Source organism: Amycolatopsis silviterrae (assembly GCF_042684085.1).
GTDB classification, from domain to species: domain Bacteria; phylum Actinomycetota; class Actinomycetes; order Mycobacteriales; family Pseudonocardiaceae; genus Amycolatopsis; species Amycolatopsis silviterrae.
Map to the genome: position 1 here is coordinate 1 of NZ_JBHUKS010000035.1, position 24,883 is coordinate 24,883.

The following is a 24,883-nucleotide window of genomic DNA, read 5'->3' on the forward strand; positions in this document are numbered from 1 at the left end:
CCCACCACAACACACAACAACACACCGCCGCTTGACAACCAAAACCCAGGGATGTCTTCACGGACAGGCTCAGCCCGCGACGTGTTCGAGGGAACGGGCGTCGGCGACCTGGGCGAGCCAGGTCTGCCAACCGGCGACGGCGGCGGGCTCGGCCCACGGCCGGGTGGTGCGGACGAGCCGGGTGCCGGGGCGGGCGAGCCAGCGCAGCAGGATTCCGACCTCCTCGCCGGGAGCGCCGCGCAGCGGGCCGTCGCCGGGCAGCACTGTTTCTCCCGCCGCGACCAGGGATTCGACCACCGGCATCGGCGGCACGCCGCGGCGGGCGACCCCGGCCGAGGCGAGCCTGCCGTAGCGGATCACGGACAGTTCCCAGCCGCCGTTGCCGTCCGGCGCGGCGGCGATGAGTTCCGCGACCGACGCGAGCGCGGCCTGCCGGTGCGCGCGGCCGACGGCGCGGACCAGCCCGGCCAGTTCGTCGCGGTGGCGGGCGGCTTGTTCGTAGTGCCGTCGCTCCGACATCTCCTCCAGTCTCGCCGCGGCCAGGTGCAGCGGACGGCCGTCGTGGCCTGCGATGAGTCCGCGGGCCGCTTCAACGGCGGGGGAGTAGTCGGCGACGGTCTGCCTGCCCGCGCACGGGGCGCCGCAGCGGCCGAGTTCCGCCAGCACGCAGGGTGTGCCGGACGCGGCGGTGGCGGAGATGCGTTGCGTGCAGGTGCGCAGGCCGGAGGCGTCGGCGAGGGTTTCGGCGGCGCTGCGCGCGTCGGCCTGGCTGCGGAAGGGGCCGAGCGTGCCCGCGCGGGGAAGCCGGACCACCGAAAGGCGGGGGAAAGCCTCGTCGGTGAGGCTGATCCACCAGCCGTGGTGCGGGTTTTTCGAGCGCCGGTTGTACGCCGGCCGGTGCGCGGCGATCAGCCGCAGCTCGCGGATCTCGGCTTCGAGGGAGTGCGCGCACTCGATGGCGTCCACGCGCTCCGCCAGCGCGACCATTTCCCGGATCCGGCCCCGGCTCTCGGAACCGGTGAAATACGTCCGCACGCGCCGCCTCAGGTCCCGCGCGGTGCCGACGTACAGCACTTCGTCGCGCGGTCCCTTGAACAAGTACACGCCGGGCCGCGACGGGAGGTCCGCAGCCAGATTTCGCTTGCGCCGCTGGGCTGGCGTGACGTCCGGGAGATAGTCGATCAGCTCCTCGACGGTGTGCACGCCGAGGTTGCCGACGCGCTCCAGCAGCGCGTGCAGGACGTCGGTGGTGGCGCGGGCGTCGTCGAGCGCGCGGTGGGTCGGCCGGGTGCGCGCGCCGAGCAGCATCGACAGCGACGACAACCGGTAGCTGCGCGCTTCTTCGCGCGGGATCACCCGGCGCGCGAGCTTCACCGTGCAGACGACGGTGGGGCGCGGCCAGACGTAGCCGTGTCCTTCGCAGGCCGCTTTCATGAAGCTGGTGTCGAAGCCGGAGTTGTGCGCGACCAGCACGGTGCCCGCGATGAACTCCAGGAAGGCGGGCAGCACGCGTTCGATCCGCGGCGCGTCGTAGACCATCGCCTGCGTGATCCCGGTCAGCTCGACGATCTGCGGCGGGATCGGCGTGCCCGGGTTGACCAGCGTCGCGAACTCGCCCAGCACCTGGCCGGCGCGCACCTTGACCGCGCCGATCTCGGTGATGCCGTCCGGGCCCGGCTTCGTGCCGGTGGTCTCGAGGTCGAACACGACGAACGTGGTGTCCCGCAGCGGGGTGCCGAGTTCGTCGAACGCCAGCTGAGCCTGGTCCGGCCTCGGTCGCGTCTCCATGATCGCGCACAGTAGGGCCGACCACCGACAATCTTCGCCGCCGCGGGCCCGTGGCCCGATGGTGACCAGCGGAACGGGCCGGTGCGGCGCGGGATCCGGCGGCGGGGCCTACCCTGGACCAATGCACCCTCAGCCCGTCGAACCGGAAGAAGCCGCGGAGGCCGTCGGCCCCTCGGCGGTTCCGGCGCGGGCGGACGAGGACGCCGCGGTCCCGGAAGCGGGGTCGTGTCCGGAACCGGCGTCGTGGACGGGCCTGCCGGAGGCGGTGCGCGAGCGGATCGCCGAACTGGCCGCGGCCGCGGTCGCGAAACTGCCGGTCGCGGACGTGCCGAGGCAGCTGCGGCCGGTCGCGAAGTTCGCCCCGGCCAAGCGCGCGAAGCTCGGCGGCACCGCCTTGCTGACCGCGCTGGGCGACTCGGCGCAGTTCCGCACCGCGGTACTGGAGTGGCTGCGGGAGCACCGGACCGACGCGCTGGACCCGAACGTTTCGGATTCCGTCGCGGCCGCTGCCGCCGCGGTGCTGCTCGGCGAGTCCGGCGCGGCCGGGCGAGTACGGCTGGTCGCGAAGAACGCCGAGGAAACCGCGCTGCGCGCTGAGCGGGACGCGGCGCTGGCCCGTAATCAGCGCCTGGAAGCCGAGATCGCCGAGTTGCGTGTCGAGCTGGAAGAGGCACGCGGGGCGGTGGAGAGCGCGCGCGGCGAACGCGAGGCCGAGGTCGAGAAGCTGCTGCGCCGGCTGCGCGAGCAGGGCGTGCTGCTGCGGCAGGCCAAAGACGCGGCCGAGGCGGCGCGCACCGAGCTGGCCGACGGCGGGGCGACGCGGGAACGCGAAATCGAGATGCTGAACGTCCAGCTCGACCGGGAACGCCGCCGGGTCGCTTCCGAACGCACCCGTGCCGAACGGGCGGTCGCGGACGCGGAGATGGCCCGGCAGTCGGCGCGCGAGGCCAGAGAGGCCGACGAGGTCCGGCTGGCGTTGCTCGTGGACACCATCGACGGCGCGGTGCACGGCCTGCGCCGTGAACTGGCGCTGGGCGACCGCGGCGCACGGCCCGCGGACATGGTGAGCGGCGCGCGGTCCGGACTCGGCCCCGGCGGGCGCATCCAGGACGTCACGGCGCTCGACCGGCATCTGGCGCTGCCGAACGTCCATCTCATCGTCGACGGCTACAACGTCACCAAAACGGGTTATCCGGAGCTGGCGCTGGCCGATCAGCGGGACCGGCTGGTGCATCAGCTGTCGGCGCTGGCGGCGCGCACGTCGGCGGAGGTCACGGTGGTGTTCGACGGGGCCGGTGTGCTCTCGGTGCCCGCCGCGGTGCCACGCGGGGTGCGCGTGCTGTTTTCCGAGCGTGGCGTGCTGGCCGACGACGTGATCCGGTCCCTGGTCGCGGCCGAGCCGAAGGGCCGTCCGATGGTCGTCGCGACGTCCGACCGGGCGGTGGCGGATTCGGTCCGCGCGGCCGGTGCGCATCCCGCGCCGTCGGCGGTGCTCGTCAGCCGATTGGGTCGAGTCTGAGCCTGCCGCGAGTGCGGGCGTCCGAAATTGTCGGTGGTGCTTCCTACCGTTTGTTCCCGAGGCGATTCCCGGAACCGGTCCGGGGCCTCGCGGACGAACGGAGGCTGGGCGATGGGCGGGAACGAGCGGGTCGGGGACGAGCGGGCCGGGAACGGGTTTGGGGCGCGGGCCGGTGCTTCGGGGCCGATGGGAGTCCGGGCTGAGGCCGGTTCGGGGGTTCGCGGCGGTGACGGTGCTGCGGAGCGGTCCCGGCCGCCGGACCGGGGTGGTCATCCGGGCGGGGCGGGTTCGGCGGTGAGTCTTGCCACGGGCGTGAATCCGGCCACGGGGGAGACGGACGACCGGGGCTTGGAGGCGCGCCGGGGAGGCGGGATTTCGGCTGGTTCCGGCGGGGATCAGGGCGCAGGTGAGGCGCGTGGCCGGGATCTGGAGGCGCGTCGGGGAAGCAGGGGTTCGGCCGGCCCCGGCGGGAGTCCGGCTGCGGGTGAGATGCGTGACCGGGACCTGGAAGCGCGTTGGGAAAGCGGGGTTTCGGCCGGTTCCGGCGGGGATCGGGGCGCAGGTGAGGTGCGTGGCCGGGATCTGGAGGCGCGCCGGGAAAGCCCGGGTGCGGCTGGCTCCGGCGGGGATCCGGACGCCGTGGACTCGTCGAGCGGAGACGAGTGTGCGGAAGCGGTCCGCCGAAGGCGCTCGGCGCGGCGGCATTCGGCAGCGCCGCGAAGCGCGAAGCGGGCGAAACCCGTTGCCTCCCGCCGGGAAGAGCGGCGGCCGGCCGGTGCGGTGGACGTCGCGGTCGAGGACATCGACACGTTCGTCGTCGACTGCGACCGGTGTGCGGTGCGCGGGGCGGCGTGTGCCGATTGCGTGGTCAGCGTGCTGCTCGGGCCGCCGGTCGGCCTCGTCTGGGACGCGGACGAGCGGCGGGCTGTCGACGCGCTCGCCGAGGCGGGGATGGTGCCGCGGCTGCGCCTGGTTCCGGAGACCGACAGTAGGTCGGCGTGACACCGGTGGGTGACACTGGCGCGCTGAGCGGTCGCCTCGGTGCGGTGAACGGTAAGTAACGGAGAGGGTCGTTTGTGCTGCCACAGCGTGTGACCTAAGTCACTGATTACTGCCGTGCTGGTCCGATGGTGTTTCGCCGGACTACGGAGAGTTTTTACGGGGGGCCCGGTGGACGCGCCGACGGTCTTTTCGTAACCTGGCCGAGATCTCGCGCCAGGCAGCCGTCGGACGACGGCGACGCGGGATCGCCGCCGGTTCGGCTTTGTCGGGGAGTCAGGACCGGAACCGAAACCGTGCGCGGAAAAGCTGTTGGGGAACACGACGGCCGGAACGCGGACGGACAGCGTGCGCGAAGAGGGCCCCCGACCTCTTCCGTTCCGAGGTTCCGGCCACGGCGGCCCGACGAGCAAAGGAGACCCGCGCGGCCGTGCAGTCGCATCCAGTCAAGCGCGTGGTGTCAGGCGCCCTCGCGGCCGCCTCGGTGATCGCAGTCGTCACCGTGGCGCAGCCAGCGGGCACCGCAGCCGCTTCCCCCCTCCCCGTCCTCCAGGCCCCGCCGGACTCCGGTTCGGACGCTCTCGCCAAGTACCGCGACCTCGCGGCGCAGGCGGAGAAGGCGAACGAGGACCTCCTGAAAGCCAAAGACGACCTGTCCGCGCGGCAGGGCGACCTCGACAAGGCCAACGGAGACGTGGGCAACGCCCACAACCTCTCCGCGCAGGCCGCCGAGAACGAGAAGAAGTACAAGGTCGACGTCGACAAGTTCGCGAACGCGTCGTTCCTGTCCGGCGTGCAGATGAACAAGCTGTCCGCGCTGCTGGCGGGCACGTCGACGCAGGAGTTCCTCGACCGTTCGGCGGCGCTGGACCAGATCGCGTCCCAGAAGGCCGCCGCGCTCGGCAAGCTCCAGGGCGCGGTCGACCAGGCCAAGGCCGCCGAGAAGCTGGCCTCCGACGCCGCGCAGCGGGCCACCGCGGCGCGCGACGCGGCGGCGAAGCTGACCGAGGACATCACGGCCAAGAAGAAGACGCTCGACGACCAGGTCGCCGAGCTGAAGAAGACCACCTCGCAGCTGAGCCTCGCCGACCGGAACGCGCAGAAGGACACCGGCGGCGACATCTCGGTGGACCTCGCGAACGCGGGCCCGGCGGCGGCCGCGGCCGTCCAGGCCGCGCTCAGCCAGCGGGGCAAGCCCTACGAGTGGGGTGCCACCGGCCCGAGTTCGTACGACTGCTCGGGTCTCATGCAGTGGGCCTACCAGAAGGCGGGCGTTTCGCTGCCGCGGTCGAGCCGCGCGCAGAGCACCACCGGCACGCCGGTCCCGCGCAGCCAGCTGCAGCCCGGCGACCTGGTGTTCTACTACTCGCCGGTCTCGCACGTGGGCATGTACATCGGCAACGGCATGATGGTGCACGCGCCGACCACCGGCGACGTCGTCAAGGTCTCGCCGCTGCAGAGCCAGTACGTGGGCGCCCGCCGGGTCGCCTGACGGTTCGATTTTCGCTGGGGCGGTGCCGCGTGCTGCGGCACCGCCCCAGTGTCGTTTCCGGGGGCTGGCGGGCGGGCTCCTGATCTGACGTTTCGCTGGGCGGTGTTGCATGACGCGGTGCCGCCCGGTGTCGTTTGAGGGGGCCTTCGCTGGGCCGGTGCCGTTTGCGGGATGGGTGCTTGGCCGGAGGTTTTCGCCGGGGCGGTGTCGTCTTCGGCGGAATCGCTCGTCGGTAGCCTGCGGGGGTGCTGAGGACCCTGCTCGTGACGAACGACTTCCCGCCGCGCCCCGGGGGTATCCAGAACTACCTCAATTCGCTGGCCACCCGGCTGCCCGCGGACGACCTCGTCGTCTACGCGCCCTCCTGGGAGCGCAGCAGCGGTTCGCACGTCGAGTTCGACGCCGCGGCGCCGTTCGAAGTGGTGCGGCATCCGACGTCGCTGATGCTGCCCACGCCGGACGTCCTGCGCCGCGCGAAGCAGATCATGCGGGCCCGCGACTGCGAGGCCGTGTGGTTCGGCGCGGCCGCCCCGCTCGCGCTGCTCGGGCACCCGCTGCGGCAGGCCGGCGCGCGCCGGATCGTCGCGTCTACGCATGGCCACGAAGTCGGCTGGTCGATGCTGCCGGGCTCTCGGCAAGCGTTGCGGCGCATCGGTGAGACGGTCGATGTGGTCACGTACGTCAGCAAGTACACGCGGAATCGGTTCGCGGCGGCGTTCGGTCGGCATGCTGGGCTGGAAATGCTGCCGAGCGGGGTCGACACCACGGTTTTCGCGCCGGATCCGGATGGGCGGGAGGAAATCCGCGCGCGGCATGGGCTCGGGGACCGGCCGACCGTCGTGTGTGTTTCGCGGCTGGTTCCGCGCAAGGGGCAGGACATGCTGATCGCCGCGCTGCCCGCGATCCGCGAGCGGGTGCCGGGGGCGGCGTTGCTGCTGGTCGGCGGCGGTCCGTATCGCAAGCGTTTGCACCAGTTGGCCGAGGCGCTCGGCGTCACCGACGACGTGGTTTTCACTGGCTCGGTGCCGTGGGAGGAACTGCCCGCGCATTACAACGCGGGCGACGTTTTCGCGATGCCTGCGCGTACCCGCGGCAAGGGGCTTGATGTGGAAGGGCTCGGGATCGTTTACCTGGAGGCGTCCGCGACTGGGTTGCCGGTGGTCGCGGGCACGTCCGGGGGCGCGCCGGAGGCGGTGCTGGACGAGGTGACCGGGCATGTCGTCGACGGGCGCGATCCGGCGCAGCTCGCGGAGACGCTGGCGGCGCTGCTGTCCGACCCGGTCCGCGCCCGCAGGATGGGCGAGGCGGGGCGTTCGTGGGTGGCCGAGAACTGGCGCTGGGACACGATGGCGCAGCGCCTGTCGACGCTTCTGGACGGCGATCCGGTGGCAGCGGTGCGCTGACCTCTCCGGCGGCAAGCGAGGTTCAGGGCTCGTAGATCGCGGGGTGGCGCGGGTCGTCCACGCGGACCACGACGTCTGCGAGGGAGGTCGGATCGACCTCGTTCTCGTAGCGTTCGTAGGCGGGCAGGGCCCATTCGTCGGGCACCCGGCGGCGCAGGGCTCCCGGCGAAAGCCACAGGTGCACCACGAAATCGAAGGCCAGCCCGGCGCCCAGCAGGAATTCCCCGTCCACCAGGACGACGCCCCGGTCCGGGACCGGGACGCGGGCCAGCCGGGTCGCGCGGTCGCGTTCGGCGTCCCACAGGGCGGGCAGCACCTCGCCGGTGCCGTCGTCGGCGAGGGGATCCAGGACTTCCCGGCGCAGACCGCCCAAATCGAGCCAATCGGTATAGCGCGCGTCCGGATCTTGTTTGCCGTGCTCGAAACGGAGTGACGCTGGTCGCAAAAATCCGGCGGCGGGCACGTGCAGCGCGGCGCGGCCGAGCAGCTTCAGCGGGGCGACCAGCGCCTCGGCGAGCGGGCCCGTTCCGGCTGCTCCGTCGACGGCGACGGCGATTCGTCGGCGGTGGGTGAGCGCGTCGACGCGCTCGGTCAGCTCGGCGGCGAGCGCGTCGGGGGAGATGGGGCGGTAACGCACGATCGCATGATCCCGCACCGGTTTCCGCCGGTCCCTGATGCCATCATGACGGCATGGGCGACGAGGCGGGCAAGACCGGGCGGAGTGGTTGGGAGACAGCCGTTTCCCGCACGATGCCGTACCCGGGCAGCCGGGTGTGGGAGTTCCTGGTGGGGGACGGGGTGGAGATCTGGCTCGGCCCCGGCGTCGAGCTGCCGCGCGAACGCGGGGCGGGCTACGAGACCGAACACGGCACGACCGGCGAAATCCGCAGTTACGCCGACGACCGGCTGCGGCTCACCTGGCGGCCGACGGACTGGGACCACGATTCCGTGCTGGAGCTCGAGGTCGCGGACCTCGGCAAGCGCAGCACGCTGAAGATCCGCCAGGAACAGCTCGCGGACGTGGCAGAGAAGGCCGAGCAGCGGGCATATTGGAAGCAAGTGGTCGAGCGCGTCGAGGCGGCATTGGCCGAACGCTGACCGAACTGCTCAGGGGGTCACGCAGTGAGCGTCGACGAACAAACCGGGGATCTCCCTTACGCGGGCGAGGAATTCTGGCAGAACCCGCACGAATGGCTGGCGCAGCGGCGGGAATCCGGCGCGGTGTGCCCGATGGTCGCCCGGCGCGGCATCCCGTCCTACCTGGTCAGCGGATACGAGCAGGCGCGCGAGCTGCTCAACGATCCGCGCGTCAGCAAGGACAGCACGGACGTGCAGCGGGTGATCACGGCGAAGGTCGGAGAAGGCTTCCAGGGAGCGGACTTCGGCAACCTGCTCACCCGGCACATGCTCAACAGCGACCCGCCGGTGCACACGCGGCTGCGCAAGCTGGTGAACAAGGCGTTCACCGGCCGCACCGTCGCCCGGCTGCGGCCGCGGATCCAGGAGATCGCCGACACGCTGCTGGACGAGATGGCCCGGCACGAAGAGGTCGACCTGGTGCAGGCGTTCGCGGAGCCGTTGCCGATCACCGTCATCTGCGAGCTGCTCGGCGTGCGCATCGAGGACCGCGGCGAGTTCACCGCCTGGTCGCACACGCTGCTGTCGTTCGCCGCGGAGGAGGAGTCCCAGGCCGTCGCGGCGCGGGAGATGCACGAATACCTGCAGCAGCTGGTCGAGAGCAAGCGCACCGAACCGGCCGAAGACCTGCTGTCGGACCTCGTGCACGCCAGCGACGAAGGCGATTCGCTCGACGCGGACGAGCTGATCTCGATGGCGTTCCTGCTGCTGATCGCCGGGCACGAGACCACGGTCAACCTGATCGCCAACGCCACGTTCGCGTTGCTGCGCGCGCCCGATCAGCTGGAAAAACTGCGTGCCGACCCGAGCCTGATGCCGGGCGCGGTCGAGGAGTTCCTCCGGTTCGACGGGCCGATCAACTTCGCGACGCTGCGGTACACGGTCGAGGAAGTCGACGCGGGCGGCGTCACCATCCCGGTGGACGAGTTCCTCAACATTTCGCTGCTGTCGGCCAACCGCGACCCGGAACGGTTCCCCGATCCGGACAAGCTCGACGTCACGCGGCCGCCCGGCGGGCACCTCGCGTTCGGGCACGGGATCCACTACTGCGTCGGCGCGCCGCTGGCCCGGCTGGAGGCGGAGATCGCGCTGGGCTCGCTGCTGGCGCGGTTCCCGGAGCTGAGCCTGGCCGTGCCTGCCGAAAGCGTGGTCTACCGGCCGAGTTCGCTGGTGCACGGCGTGCTGGCGCTGCCGGTGCGGCTGAAGGGGGCGTAGCGGCAGTCACTGCGGAGCCGCCCGCCGCCCGGTTAGGGTCGGCGGGTGGAACCCAGCGAACTCCTCGCCCTTGACGCCGCGCACGTCTGGCATCCCTACGCGCCGATGCCGGGCCGCGTGCCGCCCCTGCTCGTGGAAGAGGCGAGCGGGGTGCGGCTGCGGCTCGCCGACGGCCGGGAGCTGGTCGACGGCATGTCGTCCTGGTGGGCGGCTGTGCACGGCTACCGGCACCCGGTGCTCGACGCGGCGCTGGCCGAGCAGGCCGGGCGGATGAGCCACGTGATGTTCGGCGGGCTCACCCACGAACCGGCGATCACGCTCGCGAAGACGCTGGTCGACCTCACCCCGGACGGGCTCGAGCACGTGTTCCTGTGCGATTCGGGCTCGGTGTCGGTCGAGGTCGCGGTGAAAATGTGCTTGCAGTACCAGCGTTCTCGCGGGCTGCCCGGCAAGCACCGGCTGCTGACCTGGCGCGGCGGCTATCACGGCGACACGTTCACGCCGATGAGCGTCTGCGATCCGGACGGCGGCATGCATTCGCTGTGGCGCGGGGTGCTGCCGGAGCAGATCTTCGTGCCCGCACCGCCTTCCGGCTTCGGCGCGCCGGTCGATCAGTCCTATGTGGACGAATTGGCGAAGACGCTCGAACAGCACGCGGACGAACTCGCCGCGGTGATCGTGGAACCGGTGGTGCAGGGCGCGGGCGGGATGCGGTTTCACCATCCCGGCTACCTGCGCGCGCTGCGCGAGCTGACCCGCGAGCACGACGTGCTGCTGGTGTTCGACGAGATCGCGACCGGATTCGGCCGTACCGGAAGGCTTTTCGCGGCCGAGCACGCCGGCGTGACGCCCGATGTGCTGTGCGTCGGCAAGGCGCTCACCGGCGGCTACCTCACGATGGCCGCCGCGTTGTGCACGCCCGAAATCGCCGACGGCATCACGCGCGGCGAACTGCCGGTGCTCGCGCACGGCCCGACGTTCATGGGGAATCCGCTGGCTTCGGCGGTCGCCAACGCTTCGCTGGGCTTGCTGGCCGACGGCCAGTGGCAGTCCGACGTCACCCGGATCGAGGCCGCGCTGCGGCAAGGGCTCGAACCGGCCCGGGAGCTGCCGCACGTCGTGGATGTCCGGGTGCTGGGCGCGATCGGCGTGCTGCAGCTCGACCACGAGGTGGACATGGGCGTCGCGACCGAGGTGGTGACGGCCGAAGGGGCGTGGCTGCGTCCGTTCCGGGACCTGATCTACGCGATGCCGCCGTATGTCAGCACCGACGCCGACCTGGCGGTGATCACCGGGGCGATGCTCGCCGCCGCGGCGAAGGCCTGAGGTTACTTCGGGTTAGGCGTGGCTGCGTGTAGTGGATCTTGCGGAGTCACGCAACCCGATCGTGGGTAATTCGACGAAGATCCACTCCATAGGGTGGGACATAGCGGACATTTCACAGCAATCCCGGTTTCCTGGTCAGCATGAGACGACTTGCCGTGCTTCGCCACGACGTGCCCGCCTCGCTCGTGGTTTTCCTTGTCGCGGTCCCGCTTTCGCTCGGGATCGCGCTCGCGTCCGGCGCACCGATCGTCGCCGGGCTGATCGCCGCCGTCGTCGGCGGCGTGGTCGCCGGCGCCCTCGGCGGCTCTCCGCTGCAGGTCAGCGGGCCAGCCGCGGGGCTGACCGTGCTGATGGCCGAGACGATTTCCACCTTCGGCTGGGCGGTCACCTGCCTGATCACCGTCCTCGCCGGCGCGCTGCAGATCGTGTTCGGCCTGAGCCGGGTCGCCCGGGCGGCGCTCGCCATCTCGCCGGCGATCGTGCACGGGATGCTCGCCGGGATCGGCATCACGATCGTTCTCGGCCAGCTGCACGTGCTGTTCGGCGGGAAGGCGCAGAGTTCGGCGCTGGAGAACATCGTCCAGCTGCCCGCGCAGATCGCCGCCCACCACGACGCCGCCGCGCTGATCGGCGTCCTGACCCTGGCCATCCTGCTGGCGTGGCCCAGACTGCCCGCCGCGGTCAAGAAAATCCCCGGCCCGCTGGCGGCGATCGCGGTCGCGACGCTCGTGTCGGTGACCGCCGGGATGACGCTGCCGCGCGTCGAACTGTCCGGCGACCTGCTGCAGATCCGCTTCGCGCCGCAGCTGCCGGACAGCGGCTGGGGCCAGATCGCGGTCGCGGCGATCACCATCGCGCTGATCGCCAGCGTCGAGAGCCTGCTGTCCGCGGTCGCGGTCGACAAACTGCAGAACGGCCCGCGCGCCAACCTCAACCGGGAGCTGATCGGCCAGGGCGCGGCGAACATGGTGTCCGGCGCGCTCGGCGGGCTGCCGGTCACCGGCGTGATCGTGCGCAGCTCCACGAACGTCGCGGCCGGGGCGCGCACGCGGGCGTCGGCGATCCTGCACGGCGTGTGGGTGCTGGTGTTCGTGGTCGCGCTCGCCGGGGTGCTGCAGTCGATTCCGCTGGCCGCGCTGGCCGGGCTGCTCGTGCACGTCGGCGCGAAGCTGGTCAATCCGGGACATCTGCGGCAGGTGCTGCGCCACGGCGATTTGCCGCTCTACCTGGTGACGGTCGCCGGGGTGGTCGCGTTCGACCTGCTGACCGGGGTGCTCGCCGGCATCGTGCTGGCCGTGCTGCTGATGCTGCGCCGCACCGTGTGGTCGGGCGTGCATGCCGAGCACCACGGCGGCGAATGGCGCGTGATTGTCGAAGGTGTCCTGACGTTCCTTTCGGTGCCGCGGCTGACGAAGGTGCTCGGCACGATTCCGGCGGGATCGAAGGTGACTTTGGAACTGGTCGCCGACTATCTCGACCACGCGGCGTTCGAAAGCCTTTCGGCCTGGCAGCAGGCGCACGAACGGACCGGCGGCACGGTGGTCGTCGACGAGATCGGGCATCCCTGGTTCGCCAAGGGCAAGGAAGGCCGTCCGACGGTGCGCCGGACGGCCGCGGCCGGGGCGATGCCGAGGTGGCTGGCTCCGTGGTCGGCTTGGCAGGCGGTGGACGTGCGGGTGCCTGGCCAGCGCACCCACCGGGGCGCGACCGAATTCCAGCGCCGGGCCGCGCCGCTGCTCAAGGACGTCCTCAGCGGGCTGGCACACGCTCAGGAGCCGCACACGCTGTTCATCACCTGCGGTGATTCGCGGATCGTGCCGAACCTGATCACCACGTCCGGTCCGGGCGATCTGTTCACCATCCGCAACATCGGCAACCTGGTGCCGCCCGGGCAGGCCGATCCGTCGACCAACGCGGCGATCGAGTTCGCGGTCGGGGTGCTGCAGGTGCGGGAGATCGTGGTGTGCGGGCATTCCTCGTGCGGCGCGATGGGCGCGCTGGCCAGCGGTCCGCCCGAGGGCACCGCGCTGGCGAAGTGGCTGGTGCACGCCGATCCGAGCCGCAGGCGGGCCGGTTCGGTGACCCTCGACGGGGAACGGCCGGAGCGCGAGCCGGACCGGCTGGCGCTGCACAACGTCCTGCAGCAGCTGACGCACCTGCGGCGGTACCCGCTGGTGGCCGAGGCGGAAGCGCGCGGAGAGCTGGCGCTGACCGGGCTGTACTTCGACGTGGGCGCGGCGCAGGTGTACCTCGCCGACCCGGCGAGCGGGAAGTTCACGGCCGCCGGGGCCCCCGCCGCGACCCCGGCCGGCTGACCCGGGCCCTCGCGCGTGCCCGGCGGTGCGCGCGAGGGAACCCCGAGTGTTGACATCGGGGAGCACGTCAATATCTTGATGGCTCGTGACGACGCTCGTGATGACCGGAACCGGGACCGACGTCGGCAAAACGGTCGCCACCGCGGCGATCGCGGCGCTGGCCCTCGCACAGGGGCAACGCGTCGCGGTGCTGAAACCCGCGCAGACCGGAGTGCTCCCCGGCGAGGAAGGCGACCTCGCCGAGGTGGTGCGCCTGGCGGGCAAGGACCTGACCGTCCGCGAACTGCGCCGCTACCCCGACCCGCTGTCCCCGGAAGCCGCGTCCCGCCGCAGCGGCCTGCCCACCGTCGGCCCTGGCGAAATCGCCGCCGCGGCGAGCGACCTGGACGCCCACCACGACCTGACCCTGGTCGAAGGCGCGGGCGGCCTCCTGGTCCGCTTCGACCCGCAAGGCAGCACGCTGGCCGACGTGGCGTGGTCGCTGGGTGCTCCGGTGGTCCTGGTCGCGCAGGCTGGCCTGGGGACGCTCAACACGACCGCCTTGACCGCCGAGGTCGCTACCCGCCGTGGTCTCAATGTCGTCGGCGTGGTGATCGGGTCTTGGCCCGCTGTTCCGGACCTGGCCGCGCTGGAAAACCTCCGCGACCTGCCGGTTGCCGCCGGTGCCCCTCTGCTGGGGGCCCTGCCCGCCGGACTGGGCGCCGCGGATCAAGACACCTTCGCCGAGCAGGCCCGGCAGGGTCTGTCGCCGTGGTTCGGCGGGGAGTTTGATCCAGAAGCCTTCACCGCCGCCGCCTCCACCCAGAACTAGCACCCTCTTGGCCACCTTCCGCTCCCAACTCACGCTCCCCGAGAAATCGCCCCGGTTTCTGGACTGAGCGATCCGATCGGCCCCCCGGGCCGAGCGGATCGGGAGGGAAGAAACCGGGTAAAGGCGATTTCTCCGCCGCGACGAAGTCGCGGCCATCAACACAGCGGCCATCCAACACAGTTACTCTCGGTCCCGCACACCACGCAGAAGGGAGTCCCCGGGTGGTCGATTCCGCGGGCAAGGCAGCACATCGGTCGTCGGAGGCGGTTGAGGGCTGGTCGGTGCCGGTGTTGTTTCCGGCTCAGCGTCCGCGGGTGGTGGTGAAGGCTGATCTGCTGCCTGCGGTGAGCGTGCTGTCCACGGCCGCGTTGCTGGGGATTCCGATGGGGTGGTTGTGGTCGTTGCTGGCTCCGGCCGAGCGGGTGCGGGTGATCGGCTCGCAGGGGCAGCTGGCTCCGTTGGAGCTGGAGAGCTGGCATCGGTTCGACGATCTGGCGGTGTTCGGGTTTCTCGCGATGGCTGCCGGGTTGCTGATCGGGCTGGTGGTGTGGTTTTTGCGGGAGCGGCGGGGGCCGGTGGTGCTGGTGGCGGCTGCCGGCGGGGCGTTGCTCGCGGCGTGGCTGGGGACGCAGATGGGGCCCGCGTTCGCCAATTCGAGGTATTCGGTGGATGCTCCGCCTGCGTTGGGGGCGGTGATCGAGCAGGCTCCCCGTATTGAGACGGGGTGGGTGGTGCTGGCCGCGCCGTTGGTGACTTGTTTGGTTTATGCGTTGATGACGGCTTGGAACGGCCGGGAGGATCTTGGGCGGCGGTTGGGCTGAGGGGCTGCTCGTCGCCTGGCGGCGACGTTGCGCTCGGTCGGTTGCGTGGGGCACCCCGAAGCCCGAGTGTGCTGACGGTTCGGGGGTGCTTGTCAAGGCGGGAAAGATGCCTTGACAAGCACCCCCGAACCGCAGGGAGGCTTCGTATCGGGGTGCGGGGGAGGGGCTGGGTGCCTCGCTGGTTTGGGTGCGTTGGCGGCGGGGTGGTCTGTGAAGGACTCCTTGAGGGAATCTGAGTATGTGAAGGGGTCCTTCACGGACCGTTGGGGGCGTGAGGGGAACCCTGAGGGAATCTGGGGCTGTGAAGGTGGCCCTCACGGACGGCGGGGGAACCTGTTAGTTCAGGTCTGAGGGTTTGGTGAAGGTTGCCAGTTCGGTGGGGGGCAGGGGGACTGCGCCCAGGGTTTCCAGGAAGCCTGCTTCTCGGGTGAGCAGGCGGCAGACTATGCGCAGGCGGCGCAGGGGGTGCGTTTCCTCTAGCAGCAGCTGGCGGTCTTCCAGCGGAAGCAGGCAGTCCGCGGCTAGCTGGTAGGCGAGTTCGCCCAGGTCGGCGTCGTCGTGGGGTGGGTGCCAGTCGTCGGCGTGCCAGGCGGCTTCGCAGTAGCGCTGGTGGGCGGTGCGGGCTACCTCGGCCAGCTGGCGGGCGGTGGACTCCGCGGCGGTGGGGACTGGGTCGTCGGGGAGCCAGTCGACTACGGCCATCAGGTACGGCGCCGACGCGCGGTGCAGTTCGCGCAGGCGGAAGCGGCGGGCGGCGCGGGTTACTACGTCGTAGCGGCCGTCGGGGAGGCGTTTTGCTTCGCGCAGCACCGTGCTGCAGCCGATGCTGTACACGTGGTCCAAACCACTGACCTCGCGGACGAGCGGGGCGCGCAGGGCGACCACGCCGAACTCGTGTTCCGGGACGTTGCCGGTGACGAGGTCCGCGGTGAGCTGCCGGTAGCGGGGTTCGAAGATGTGCAGCGGCAGGTGCGTGCCGGGGAGCAACACTGTCTGCAGCGGGAACAACGGCAGGGTCGCCGTTCCGCTGGGGCACTGCTCTGGCTCGGTCACGCGTCCACGGTACGGGCTGCGGAGCGCTGGCGCAGTTCGTGTTTACCGTCGCGGCGGGGGCTTCAGGACGGCGAACGGGTCGGTGATGTGCATGTCTTTGGCGGCGAAAGAGAACAGCGCCGCAGGTCGTCCGCCGGTGCGGCCCGGGGCGGCGGTGTGCCCGGTTGGCACGAGCAAACCACGCCGTTGGAGCACGCGCTGCAGGTTCGTCGCGGACACCTTGTAGCCGAGTGCGGCGGAGTACAGGCCCCGCAGGGCGGAGATGGTGAATTCCTCTGGGGCGAGCGCGAAACCCAGGTTGGTGTAGCTCAGTTTCGACCGCAGGCGGTCGCGGGCGCGCAGGACGATCGCCTCGTGGTCGAACGCGGCGCGGGGCAGTGCGTTCACGTCGTGCCACTCGGTGTCTTCGGGGACCGCGGGGTCGACGTCGGAGGGGACCAGGCCAAGGAAGGCCGTCGCCACGACGCGCGGGCCGGGGACGCGGTCGGGGGCGCTGAAGACGGCCAGCTGCTCCACGTGCTTCAGCTGGCGTACGTCCACCTTCTCCGCGAGCTGCCGCCGGATGGAGGTTTCGACGTCCTCGTCGGGGCGTAGCCGGCCGCCCGGAAGCGACCAGCGGCCCAGGTGCGGATCGAGGGCCCGGCGCCACAGCAGGACGCGCAGTGTGTCCGAGCGCACTTGAAGGACTGCCGCCAGAACCTCGTGGGCGAGGGGGGCTCGGGTGTTAAGATGGCTTCGCACGGTTTTCGATTATAAGGCGAAAACCGGGATGGGGCGGAACCGGGGTCGATCCGGTTCCTAGGCCGGCGAAAGTCGAGAGGGCCGAAGACATGACCACCACGCTTGACCAGGATCTGACCCCGTACGGCGGGGTCGAGGCGGACGCGGACTGGGCGGCCCGGGTGCGGGAACTCGCCCGGAAGCGCGACGCGGTGCTGCTCGCGCACAACTACCAGGTCCCGGAGATCCAGGACATCGCCGACTTCACCGGCGACTCGCTCGCGCTCAGCCGGATCGCGGCCAGCAGCGACGCGTCCACGATCGTCTTCTGCGGCGTGCATTTCATGGCCGAGACGGCGAAGATCCTGGCTCCGGAGAAGACGGTGCTGATCCCGGACGCGCGGGCGGGCTGCTCGCTCGCGGACTCCATCACCGGCGCGCAGCTGCGCGAGTGGAAGGCCGAGCACCCCGGCGCGGTGGTCGTCTCGTATGTGAACACGACGGCCGAGGTCAAGGCCGAGACGGACATCTGCTGCACGTCCTCGAACGCGGTCGACGTGGTCGCTTCGATCCCGGCTGACCAGGAAGTTCTCTTCCTGCCGGACCAGTTCCTCGGTGCGCACGTGAAGCGCGTGACCGGGCGCGAGAACATGCACATCTGGGCGGGGGAGTGCCACGTGCACGCCGGCATCAACGGGGCCGAGCTGGCCGCGCGGGCCGAGGAGAGCCCGGACGCCGACCTGTTCATCCACCCCGAATGCGGCTGCGCGACGTCGGCGCTTTACCTGGCCGGCGAGGGTGCGGTCGCGCCGGAGCGGGTCAAGATCCTGTCCACCGGCGACATGGTGCACGCCGCGCGCGACACCAAGGCGACCTCGGTGCTCGTGGCCACCGAGATCGGCATGATCCACCAGCTGCGCAAGGCCGCGCCGGAGATCGACTTCCGCGCGGTGAACGACCGGGCGTCGTGCCGGTACATGAAGATGATCACCCCGGCGGCGCTGCTGCGGAGCCTCACCGAGGGCGCGGACGAGGTGCACGTGGACCCGGAGACGGCTTCGCGGGCGCGTGCTTCGGTGCGGCGGATGATCGAAATCGGGCAGCCTGGCGGTGGGGAATGAGCGGCCTAGTTAACGCCGATGAGGCGAAAACCTCACCGGAGCCACGCTGGGAAGCACGCGCCGACGTCGTCGTGATCGGCAGCGGCGTTGCCGGGTTGTCGGCGGCGCTGCGGGCCCGCGAACTCGGGCTGCACGTGCTGGTCGTGACGAAGGCGGCGGTCGCCGACGGCAACACCCGGTGGGCGCAGGGCGGCGTGGCCGTGGTGCTCGACGGCGAGCGCGACGAGGGCGACACGGTCGAGAAGCACACGGCGGACACGCTCACCGCTGGCGCCGGGATCTGCGACGAGGACGCGGTGCGGTCCATCGTCGGCGGAGGTCCGGCGGCGGTCACCGAGCTGCGGCAGAACGGGGCGGTGTTCGACCACGGTTCGGGCGGGCTGTCGCGGGCCCGCGAAGGCGGGCACAGTGCGTTCCGGGTGATTCACGCGGGCGGCGACGCGACTGGCGCGGAGGTCGAGCGCGCGCTGGTCGCGCAGGCCGGCGAACGGCGGATTCCGGTGCTGGAGCACCACATCGCGGTCGACGCGCTGCGCACGCCCGCGGGCGAGGTGGCCGGGCTGACGGTGCTCGACCGCAACGGCGTGCCGGGGGTGGTGCGCGCGTCCGCGGTGGTGCTGGCCAGCGGCGGGTTCGGGCAGCTGTACCAGGCGACGTCCAATCCGGAGATCGCGACCGGCGACGGGCTGGCGCTCGCGCTGCGCGCCGGAGCGGCGGTGGCGGACATCGAGTTCGTGCAGTTCCACCCGACGGTGCTGTACACGCCGGGCGCGCGCGGACGGTGCCCGCTCGTCACCGAGGCGGTGCGCGGCGAGGGCGCGACGCTCGTGGACGGCGCGGGGGCGTCGGTGATGGCCGGGGTGCATCCGCTGGGCGATCTGGCTCCGCGCGATGTCGTGGCGGCGGCGATCACCCGGCGGCAGACGCTGGCTCCCGGCGGCATCGACGATCACGTTTTCCTTGACGCGACGGGAATCCCCGGTTTCGCGAAGCGGTTCCCGACGGTGCACGCGGCGTGCGCGGTGCTCGGCATCGACCCGGCGGTGGACGCGATCCCGGTGACGCCCGCGGCGCACTTCGCGTGCGGCGGCGTGGTGACCACTGTGGACGGACGGTCGAGCGTGCGCGGGCTGTACGCGGCGGGCGAGGTGGCGCGGACCGGTCTGCACGGGGCGAATCGGCTGGCGTCCAACAGTTTGCTCGAAGGGCTGGTCGTCGGGCAGCGGGCCGCTGAGGCGGTCGCCGCGGATCTGGCCGCGGGGTTGCTGCCGGATCCCTCGCGGGGGCGGATTCCGGAAAGGACAGTGGCTCCGGCCGCGGAACGCGATGCGCTGCAACGGGTGATGAGCCGGTACGCGGCGATCGGCCGGGACGCGGACGGGCTCGCCGCGGCGGGATCGGTACTCGATTTGTCGACAACGGACAGTCCGTTGTGGACGCACACCGCGGTCGAGGACGCGGCGCTCACGGTGGTGGCGCAGGCGCTGCTCGCGGCGGCGGCGCGGCGGACGGAATCGCGGGGATGCCACGTGCGGACGGACTTCCCGGAGCGGAACGAGGCGCAGTGGCGGCGGAGCCAGCTGATCCGGCTGAGCCCGTCGGGACAGCCGGTGCTGGTCGAGGCGACATCGTTGGAAGGGGTGGCATGAGCGGGGAATTCTCCGAAGCGGTCGTGCGGTCGCTGGTGGTGGACGGGCTGGACGTCGCGGACGTGCGGCGGGTCGTGACCACCGCGCTGGAAGAGGATCTGCGGTACGGGCCGGACGCGACGACGGCGGCCACGGTCCCGGCGGACGCGCGGGCGGTGGCGGAGCTGACGCCGCGCGTCGCGGGTGTCGTGGCCGGGATTCCGGTGGCGCTGGCGGTGTTCGACGAGGTGCTCGGCGAGGACTACGAGGTGGTCTCGATCCGCGAGGACGGTTCGCCTGCCGTCCCGGGGGAGCCGGTGCTCGTGCTGCGCGGTCCGGTGCGCGGCTTGCTGACCGCGGAGCGCACGGCGTTGAACCTGCTGTGCCTGCTGTCCGGAGTGGCGACGGCGACCGCGGCGTGGGTGTCCGCGATCGAGGGAACCGGTGCCGCGGTAAGGGATTCGCGCAAGACGACGCCGGGGTTGCGGCTGCTGCAGAAGTACGCCGTGCGGTGCGGCGGCGGCGTGAACCACCGGATGGGGCTCGGCGACGCGGTGCTGATCAAGGACAATCACGTGGTCGCGGCCGGTTCGGTCACCGCGGCGCTGGCGGCGGCCCGGGAGCACGCGCCGCAGCTGCCGTGCGAGGTCGAGGTGGACGATCTGGCTCAGCTGGACGAGGCGCTGGCCGCGGCGGCGGACGAGGTGCTGCTGGACAACTTCACGCCGGAGGAGTGCGTGAAGGCGGTCGCGCGGCGGGATGAAGTGTCGCCGAAGACGCGGCTGGAGTCGTCCGGCGGGCTGACGCTCGAGCGTGCGCGGCCGTACGCCGAGTCCGGTGTGGACTATCTCTCCGTCGGCGGGCTCACGCATTCCTCGCCCGCTCTCGACCTCGGGATGGACCTGCGTTAACCCTGTCGCCGCGGCCCGCTCTCCACTAGAATCTCCTTGTCCGACAAGGGGAGGGGGCCGCGGTGCGGGGAGTTTCCGCCGGAGCGGTGGCCGCGCTCGTGGCGCTCGGCCTGCCCATTACGGCGACCTCGGCCGGGGCGGCCGCGTGCGCGAACCCGTCCGGCCCGTACCCCGGGGCGGTGTCCTGGGGGCAGCGGCTGGTGAACCCGCCGCGGCTGTGGGCGTTGACCAGGGGCGAGGGCCAGACCGTCGCGGTGATCGGCACCGGGGTCGACAAGCAGAACGCGCAGTTCGGGCCGGGACAGGTGCTCGGCGGGGCGGGCACCGCGGATTCCGATTGCGACGGACGCGGCACGATCGCCGCGGGCATCGTCGGCGCGCAGCCGGCGAACCAGACCACCTTCACCGGTGTCGCGCCCGGGGTGAAGCTGCTTCCCTTGCGGTACACCGAAAGCAACGGTTCGTCCTCGGACGGCGGCGGCGATCCGGGCGCGCTGGCGGGGGCGATCGACACGGCGGTCGACCGTGGCGCGGGAGTGATTCTCGTGGCGGTTCCGGCGGGGTCGGACAGTCCGGCGCTCGGTGCGGCGCTCGAACACGCGAAGTCGCGCGGGGCGGTCGTGGTTTCGGCTGCGGCGGCTACTCAGCAAGGGGCGCATACCTATCCGACGGCTTCGGCGGGGGTGCTGGCGGTCGGGTCGACGGACGAATCCGGGGCGCCGGTGCAGACTGAGGGCGGGGATTATCTCGGGATTGCCGCGCCTGGGGCGAATTTGGTGAGCACGTCGGCGGGTGGCGGGGGTGCGGTGGCGCATCGGTGGCCGATTACCGACCCGAGTTTGGCCGCGGCGTATGTGGCCGGGGTGGCGGCGCTCGTTCGGTCGGCGCATCCGGAGCTGAAGGGCGAGCAGGTCGTGAACCGGTTGATGCTGACCGCTTCCCGGCCGCCGTCGGGGGCGCACGATCCGCGCCGGGGCTGGGGGATGGTCGACGCTTACGCGGCGGTGTCGTCGACGTTGCCCGCTGATGCGCCGGGGCCTGGGGCGGCGGCGGTGCGGACTCAGCTGCCTGCGGTGGTTCCGGCGGCGGCGGAAGCTCGGCCGACGTCGGATGTGGCGGCGGGGGTTGTTGCGGTGGGCGGGGTTGTGGTGGCTGCTGCGGCGGGGGTTGGGGTGGCGGCGTTTCGGCGGGGGCGGCGGCGTGGGTGGCGGCCGTCTCGGTTTCGGGCCTCGTGAGTGGCAATCCCGGTTAGAACCGGGATTAGCACTCACGAGGCGCTACTCAGGGTTGACGCTGACGAGGCGGGTGGAGCCGATGATGGCCACGCCGCGGCCGTCGCGGGCGAGGTGCACGCTGAAGTCCGCGCCCTCGCGGGAAAAGCGGGCGATCACTTCCCGGTAGGTGCTGCGGTCATACGATTCCCAGCCCGCTTCTTCGAGCGTCGGCCGCACCGCTTCGGCCAGCACCCGCAGGGCGGCGGCGCTGTCCTCCAGCCGGACTCCGTACTGCCAGCACACCAGCTGCCCCGGCCGCGCGGGATCGCAGTCCAGTTCACCGTCCACTGTGGGCAGTGCGCGGGAGCCGAACGCCGCGGCGACGCTGTCGATCACGTTCGTCAGCTCGGCGGCCAGATCTTCCAGTTCGCGCGTGATCACGGCAGCACCGCCGGGACCGGCACGGGGGCCTCGGTGACGTGGCCGCCGGTGAGCACGCCGTAGATGTTCTCCCACGAATCCGAGCCCGGCTTGAGCACGCCGCTGTGCGAGGAGAGGCCCCACTGCACGTCGCCGTCGGCGTCGCGGCCGGTGGTGAGTTCGGTGACGCCGGGGAAGGTGTCCGGGTCGGCGCCGTGGCCGATGCCGGTCCATTCGAGTACCCCGGCGTTGCCCTGGGCGAGGATGATCGGGTCCAGCGGGGCGGTCATCGAGTACCGTTGCACGCCGGCTTGGCTGGGCGGCAGGTCCGCTGGGCTCCATACGCCGTGTCCCATGCCCGCCGACTCTACGTGCAGCACCCGGTCCACTGGCAAGCCTTGCTGGTCAGCGAGCCCGACGGTGGCGCCGCCGTAGCTGTGGCCGATCGCGGTGATCGTGGCCGCGCCGCCGGTCTGGGAGTCGACCTGGCCGCGCAGTTCGTCGCCGAACGCCTTGAGGTTCGGGGCCATTGTCTGCGCGTAGCCGGCTTCGGCGCCCTCGGTGGTGACGTTCTGCGGGAAGACCCCGTCGGCCCACACGACCATCGCGGTCCGGCCGCTCGGGTCGGCGGCGACGAGACTGCGGCCGAGGTCGGCGTAGGACTGGAAGGTGTCCATCCGGGTGTGCACGCCGGGCACGAACAGCCCGACGTTGCGGGTGCCCGGCTGGATCGAGCCGACGAGTTCGGCGATCCGGCCGTTGCCCGACGGGTCGAAGCGCAGGATCTGCCGGTGGTCGTCGAGAATGCTTTGGTACAGCGCGATTCGCCGCTTCGAGCGGGCGATCGCGTCCGCGTCGGACAGTCCGGCGAGGCGGGTTCGTTCGGCGGCGAGCGCGTCGGAGACCTTCCCGCGGTTGGCCGCGATGGTTCCGGCCCAGCCGCCGCTGCTGGCCGATTTTCCGGCGGAGGGAACGGCTTCTTCCGGCAGGAGCGAGCGGTACATCGCCGCTACCTGCTGGTCGGCGCGCCGGTACCCCGCCGACGACGCGGTGAGTCCGTCGCGGAGGACCTGGGCGCGAACGATGCGCTGGTCGACGTCCGCGGCGAGGGCTTCGAGGGTTTTCGCCAGCCCGGCGGCACAGCCGGACGACGCGGATACCTGGCCGAAGGCCGTGGCGGGCACTCGTTCGCCCGCCACGGCCTGCTGCACGGTCCGGAGCGCGCCCGCGCGAGCGTCCAATTCGGACGCCGCGGTGGCGAGTTTCGCCGGGGCGACCCGGTATCCGCCAGTCATGCCTGGTCGGTCTCTTCCCCGATGACCGAGGGCGCGACGGGAGCCTGCTGGCCCCACACGTTCTCGGTTTCGACGAGCCACGCGGGGATCCGGCGGCCGGAGCCCATGTCGGCGCCCGCGCCCATGCCCATCGGCATCATGGGCATCATCGGCATCGCGCTCTTGGCCGCCGCGCCCGCCGCACCGGCCGCGCCGCCCGCGAGTCCACTGAGGACGTTCGACGGCGCGTTGCCGGCGAGCCCGGAGTGTGCGGCCGGAGCTTCCCCGGAGCCGCTGAGCCCGCCGCCGGACGGAATGCCGCCGCCGTCGATCGACGGGGCTTCTCCGCCGCCGACCGGGATCCCGCCGCCGCCACCGCCCTCGGGGGCAGCGCCGCCGCCGAGCTTCGTGCCCGGAGCCTCTTCCTCTTTGTCCTTGCCGTTCTTGTCCTTGCCCGAGGCCCACGGCGGCACCTTCGGCATGATCGATCCGAAGCGGCCGAACGCGGCGGCCGACGCGGCCGCGAGACCGGCGGTGAACATGTCGCCGAACAGCGGGCTGCCGGCCGGCTGGTTCGGGTGCCCTGGCTGGGAGCCGGGGACCTGCGTGCCGTCGGTGGGGAGCGGATGCGAGTCGACCGGGGCGCCGACCGACGTGCCGCCGTCCGGGCTGTTGCCGACCGCGCCGGTGCCGCCGGTGGAGGCGCCGCCGCCGGGGACCGGCTTGGGCGGCGGGGCGGCCGCGTTCGGCGAGACCGGGATCGAGTCCTCGGCGGTGTCGTAGTTCGTCGCGAGGTTGTTCATCACGACGATCGCTTTCGCGTGCGCGGAGCCGGCGGCGTTGGCGGCCTGTTGCTGCGCTTCGACGTTCGCGATCGCCTGCTGCCGCTGCTGGGTCGCGGCGATGACGGTGGCGGGCGAGGAGTCCGACGGGAGCAGCGGCGGGTTGACCGCCAGCGCGACGTCGGCGGGGGAGACGTCCGGGACCGCGACCGGCGGCGGCATCTCGGCCTTCGCCTTGACCAGCGCGTCCGCGGCGTCCTCCAGCATGTCGCGCATGCCCTGCGCGGTGACCGCGACCTTGCGGATGCCGCCGACCAGATCGACCATCATGTGCCGGTACTGGTCAGCCGCGCCGCCGGTCCACGCGCTGGAGAAGTCGGTGAGCTCGTCCGACAGGTTCTCGGCCTGGTCGTGCAGCCCGCGCGCGGCCGAACTCCACTGTTCGGCCGCGGCGCGCGCGGTGGTCGGGTCGCCCGCCTGCAGCATCGCGTAGAGCTGCTGGTGGGTGTAGCCGGCGAAGTTGGTGCGAGGGCCGTTCATGCCTTCTTACCCCCTGAAGAATCAAGGCCCAGCAACGAAAAAAGCGGGTCGAGCAGACCGGTCTGCTGACCCGAGTGGTGCAGGTCGCCCGCGACCGACTGGTCGGCCTGGGCGTATCCGTCGGCGACGGTGGTGGTGACGTCCTGGGCGAAGGTGATCGCCCCGCGGACCTGCTCCAGCAGGCCCTGCATCTCGGCGACCGCCGCGCGGTGGGCGTCGGCGAGCGAAGCGGCTTCCCCGAACTCCCCGAACAGCAGCGGATGCTCGCCGAGGGTGCGCAGGAAGTCGTTCGGCCGGGACATCGCGTGGATCTGGGTTTCCAGTTCCCGGACGAAGTCCGTCAGCGATTCCAGGTGGACGTAGTACGACTGGTCGGGCATCGGCCGGTGACCTC

The 24,883-nt window shown here is 71.7% G+C and carries 22 protein-coding genes; 14 read left to right on the forward strand and 8 right to left on the reverse strand.

Going from position 1 to position 24,883, the window contains the following annotated elements; genetic code table 11:
* Positions 1-69 precede the first annotated feature (69 nt).
* Positions 70-1,788, reverse strand: coding sequence for a DEDD exonuclease domain-containing protein (locus ACFSVL_RS40790; protein WP_378312564.1), 1,719 nt, complete (start codon positions 1,786-1,788; stop codon positions 70-72).
* Between the two features lie 121 nt (positions 1,789-1,909).
* Between ACFSVL_RS40790 and ACFSVL_RS40795 the strand changes: the two genes are divergently transcribed.
* From ACFSVL_RS40795 to ACFSVL_RS40810, 4 genes are all read left to right on the forward strand, one after another.
* Positions 1,910-3,307: an NYN domain-containing protein gene (locus ACFSVL_RS40795; RefSeq protein WP_378312565.1), complete on the forward strand. Its 1,398-nt coding sequence runs from the start codon at positions 1,910-1,912 to the stop codon at positions 3,305-3,307.
* Positions 3,308-4,087: 780 nt separating this feature from the next.
* On the forward strand, positions 4,088-4,309 hold the full coding sequence (locus tag ACFSVL_RS40800; protein WP_037358162.1) for a hypothetical protein: 222 nt from the start codon (positions 4,088-4,090) through the stop codon (positions 4,307-4,309).
* A 427-nt stretch (positions 4,310-4,736) separates the two neighbouring features.
* On the forward strand, positions 4,737-5,798 hold the full coding sequence (locus tag ACFSVL_RS40805; RefSeq protein WP_378312567.1) for a C40 family peptidase: 1,062 nt from the start codon (positions 4,737-4,739) through the stop codon (positions 5,796-5,798).
* Between the two features lie 245 nt (positions 5,799-6,043).
* Positions 6,044-7,201, forward strand: coding sequence for a glycosyltransferase family 4 protein (locus tag ACFSVL_RS40810; RefSeq protein WP_378312569.1), 1,158 nt, complete (start codon positions 6,044-6,046; stop codon positions 7,199-7,201).
* A gap of 22 nt (positions 7,202-7,223) precedes the next feature.
* Here the strand turns inward: ACFSVL_RS40810 and ACFSVL_RS40815 are convergent, their stop codons facing one another.
* Complete coding sequence (locus ACFSVL_RS40815) at positions 7,224-7,838, reverse strand: uridine kinase (protein WP_378312571.1); 615 nt, start codon at positions 7,836-7,838, stop codon at positions 7,224-7,226.
* Positions 7,839-7,891: 53 nt separating this feature from the next.
* Here ACFSVL_RS40815 and ACFSVL_RS40820 point away from each other — a divergent pair, with 53 nt between their 5' ends.
* The 6 genes from ACFSVL_RS40820 (at position 7,892) to ACFSVL_RS40845 (ending at position 14,826) form a co-directional block, all read left to right on the forward strand.
* Entirely contained in the window at positions 7,892-8,299 is a 408-nt protein-coding gene (locus ACFSVL_RS40820; protein WP_378312573.1) for an SRPBCC domain-containing protein, read from the forward strand.
* A gap of 24 nt (positions 8,300-8,323) precedes the next feature.
* A complete protein-coding gene (locus tag ACFSVL_RS40825) occupies positions 8,324-9,553 on the forward strand; it encodes a cytochrome P450 family protein (protein WP_378312575.1) in 1,230 nt (409 codons plus the stop codon).
* A gap of 45 nt (positions 9,554-9,598) precedes the next feature.
* Positions 9,599-10,879 (forward strand): adenosylmethionine--8-amino-7-oxononanoate transaminase, encoded by a 1,281-nt coding sequence (locus ACFSVL_RS40830; protein ID WP_378312577.1) that lies wholly within the window; start codon positions 9,599-9,601, stop codon positions 10,877-10,879.
* Positions 10,880-11,019: 140 nt separating this feature from the next.
* A complete protein-coding gene (locus ACFSVL_RS40835; protein WP_378312579.1) occupies positions 11,020-13,194 on the forward strand; it encodes a bifunctional SulP family inorganic anion transporter/carbonic anhydrase in 2,175 nt (724 codons plus the stop codon).
* A gap of 85 nt (positions 13,195-13,279) precedes the next feature.
* The gene (gene bioD / locus ACFSVL_RS40840; RefSeq protein ID WP_378312581.1) at positions 13,280-14,005 is read left to right on the forward strand and encodes a dethiobiotin synthase; all 726 of its coding nucleotides are present in this window, start codon (positions 13,280-13,282) and stop codon (positions 14,003-14,005) included.
* Between the two features lie 221 nt (positions 14,006-14,226).
* A complete protein-coding gene (locus ACFSVL_RS40845; protein ID WP_378312583.1) occupies positions 14,227-14,826 on the forward strand; it encodes a DUF2567 domain-containing protein in 600 nt (199 codons plus the stop codon).
* A gap of 336 nt (positions 14,827-15,162) precedes the next feature.
* Here ACFSVL_RS40845 and ACFSVL_RS40850 read toward each other — a convergent pair whose 3' ends face one another.
* Positions 15,163-15,879 carry an LON peptidase substrate-binding domain-containing protein gene (locus ACFSVL_RS40850; protein ID WP_378312585.1) on the reverse strand — a complete coding sequence of 239 codons (717 nt, stop codon included), beginning with the start codon at positions 15,877-15,879 and terminating at the stop codon, positions 15,163-15,165.
* Between the two features lie 42 nt (positions 15,880-15,921).
* Entirely contained in the window at positions 15,922-16,575 is a 654-nt protein-coding gene (locus ACFSVL_RS40855; protein ID WP_378313187.1) for an NUDIX hydrolase, read from the reverse strand.
* A gap of 134 nt (positions 16,576-16,709) precedes the next feature.
* Between ACFSVL_RS40855 and nadA the strand changes: the two genes are divergently transcribed.
* From nadA to ACFSVL_RS40875, 4 genes are all read left to right on the forward strand, one after another.
* A complete protein-coding gene (gene nadA, locus ACFSVL_RS40860) occupies positions 16,710-17,720 on the forward strand; it encodes a quinolinate synthase NadA (protein WP_378312587.1) in 1,011 nt (336 codons plus the stop codon).
* Complete coding sequence (locus ACFSVL_RS40865; protein ID WP_378312589.1) at positions 17,717-19,369, forward strand: L-aspartate oxidase; 1,653 nt, start codon at positions 17,717-17,719, stop codon at positions 19,367-19,369. Before nadA ends, ACFSVL_RS40865 begins: the two co-directional genes overlap by 4 nt.
* On the forward strand, positions 19,366-20,259 hold the full coding sequence (nadC, locus tag ACFSVL_RS40870; RefSeq protein WP_378312591.1) for a carboxylating nicotinate-nucleotide diphosphorylase: 894 nt from the start codon (positions 19,366-19,368) through the stop codon (positions 20,257-20,259). The genes ACFSVL_RS40865 and nadC overlap by 4 nt, the downstream gene beginning before the upstream one ends.
* Positions 20,260-20,321: 62 nt before the next feature.
* Complete coding sequence (locus tag ACFSVL_RS40875) at positions 20,322-21,494, forward strand: S8 family serine peptidase (protein ID WP_378312592.1); 1,173 nt, start codon at positions 20,322-20,324, stop codon at positions 21,492-21,494.
* A gap of 42 nt (positions 21,495-21,536) precedes the next feature.
* Here the strand turns inward: ACFSVL_RS40875 and ACFSVL_RS40880 are convergent, their stop codons facing one another.
* Genes ACFSVL_RS40880 through ACFSVL_RS40895 form a run of 4 tightly spaced genes read right to left on the reverse strand, consistent with a single transcriptional unit; the run spans position 21,537 to position 24,869 of the window.
* Complete coding sequence (locus ACFSVL_RS40880) at positions 21,537-21,914, reverse strand: hypothetical protein (protein ID WP_378312594.1); 378 nt, start codon at positions 21,912-21,914, stop codon at positions 21,537-21,539.
* On the reverse strand, positions 21,911-23,188 hold the full coding sequence (locus ACFSVL_RS40885) for an alpha/beta hydrolase (RefSeq protein WP_378312596.1): 1,278 nt from the start codon (positions 23,186-23,188) through the stop codon (positions 21,911-21,913). Before ACFSVL_RS40885 ends, ACFSVL_RS40880 begins: the two co-directional genes overlap by 4 nt.
* The gene (locus ACFSVL_RS40890; protein ID WP_378312598.1) at positions 23,185-24,489 is read right to left on the reverse strand and encodes a WXG100 family type VII secretion target; all 1,305 of its coding nucleotides are present in this window, start codon (positions 24,487-24,489) and stop codon (positions 23,185-23,187) included. The genes ACFSVL_RS40885 and ACFSVL_RS40890 overlap by 4 nt, the downstream gene beginning before the upstream one ends.
* A complete protein-coding gene (locus tag ACFSVL_RS40895; RefSeq protein ID WP_378312600.1) occupies positions 24,486-24,869 on the reverse strand; it encodes a hypothetical protein in 384 nt (127 codons plus the stop codon). The genes ACFSVL_RS40890 and ACFSVL_RS40895 overlap by 4 nt, the downstream gene beginning before the upstream one ends.
* Between the last annotated feature and the right edge of the window lie 14 nt (positions 24,870-24,883).

Bases quoted from the DNA above. Each gene is read 5' to 3' on its own strand.
- ACFSVL_RS40790 (WP_378312564.1), bottom strand. From the start codon at position 1,788: ATGGAGACGCGACCGAGGCCGGACCAGGCTCAGCTGGCGTTCGACGAA.
- ACFSVL_RS40795 (WP_378312565.1), top strand. From the start codon at position 1,910: ATGCACCCTCAGCCCGTCGAACCGGAAGAAGCCGCGGAGGCCGTCGGC.
- ACFSVL_RS40820 (WP_378312573.1), top strand. From the start codon at position 7,892: ATGGGCGACGAGGCGGGCAAGACCGGGCGGAGTGGTTGGGAGACAGCC.
- ACFSVL_RS40835 (WP_378312579.1), top strand. From the start codon at position 11,020: ATGAGACGACTTGCCGTGCTTCGCCACGACGTGCCCGCCTCGCTCGTG.
- nadA (WP_378312587.1), top strand. From the start codon at position 16,710: ATGACCACCACGCTTGACCAGGATCTGACCCCGTACGGCGGGGTCGAG.
- ACFSVL_RS40865 (WP_378312589.1), top strand. From the start codon at position 17,717: ATGAGCGGCCTAGTTAACGCCGATGAGGCGAAAACCTCACCGGAGCCA.
- nadC (WP_378312591.1), top strand. From the start codon at position 19,366: ATGAGCGGGGAATTCTCCGAAGCGGTCGTGCGGTCGCTGGTGGTGGAC.
- ACFSVL_RS40885 (WP_378312596.1), bottom strand. From the start codon at position 23,188: ATGACTGGCGGATACCGGGTCGCCCCGGCGAAACTCGCCACCGCGGCG.
- ACFSVL_RS40890 (WP_378312598.1), bottom strand. From the start codon at position 24,489: ATGAACGGCCCTCGCACCAACTTCGCCGGCTACACCCACCAGCAGCTC.
- ACFSVL_RS40895 (WP_378312600.1), bottom strand. From the start codon at position 24,869: ATGCCCGACCAGTCGTACTACGTCCACCTGGAATCGCTGACGGACTTC.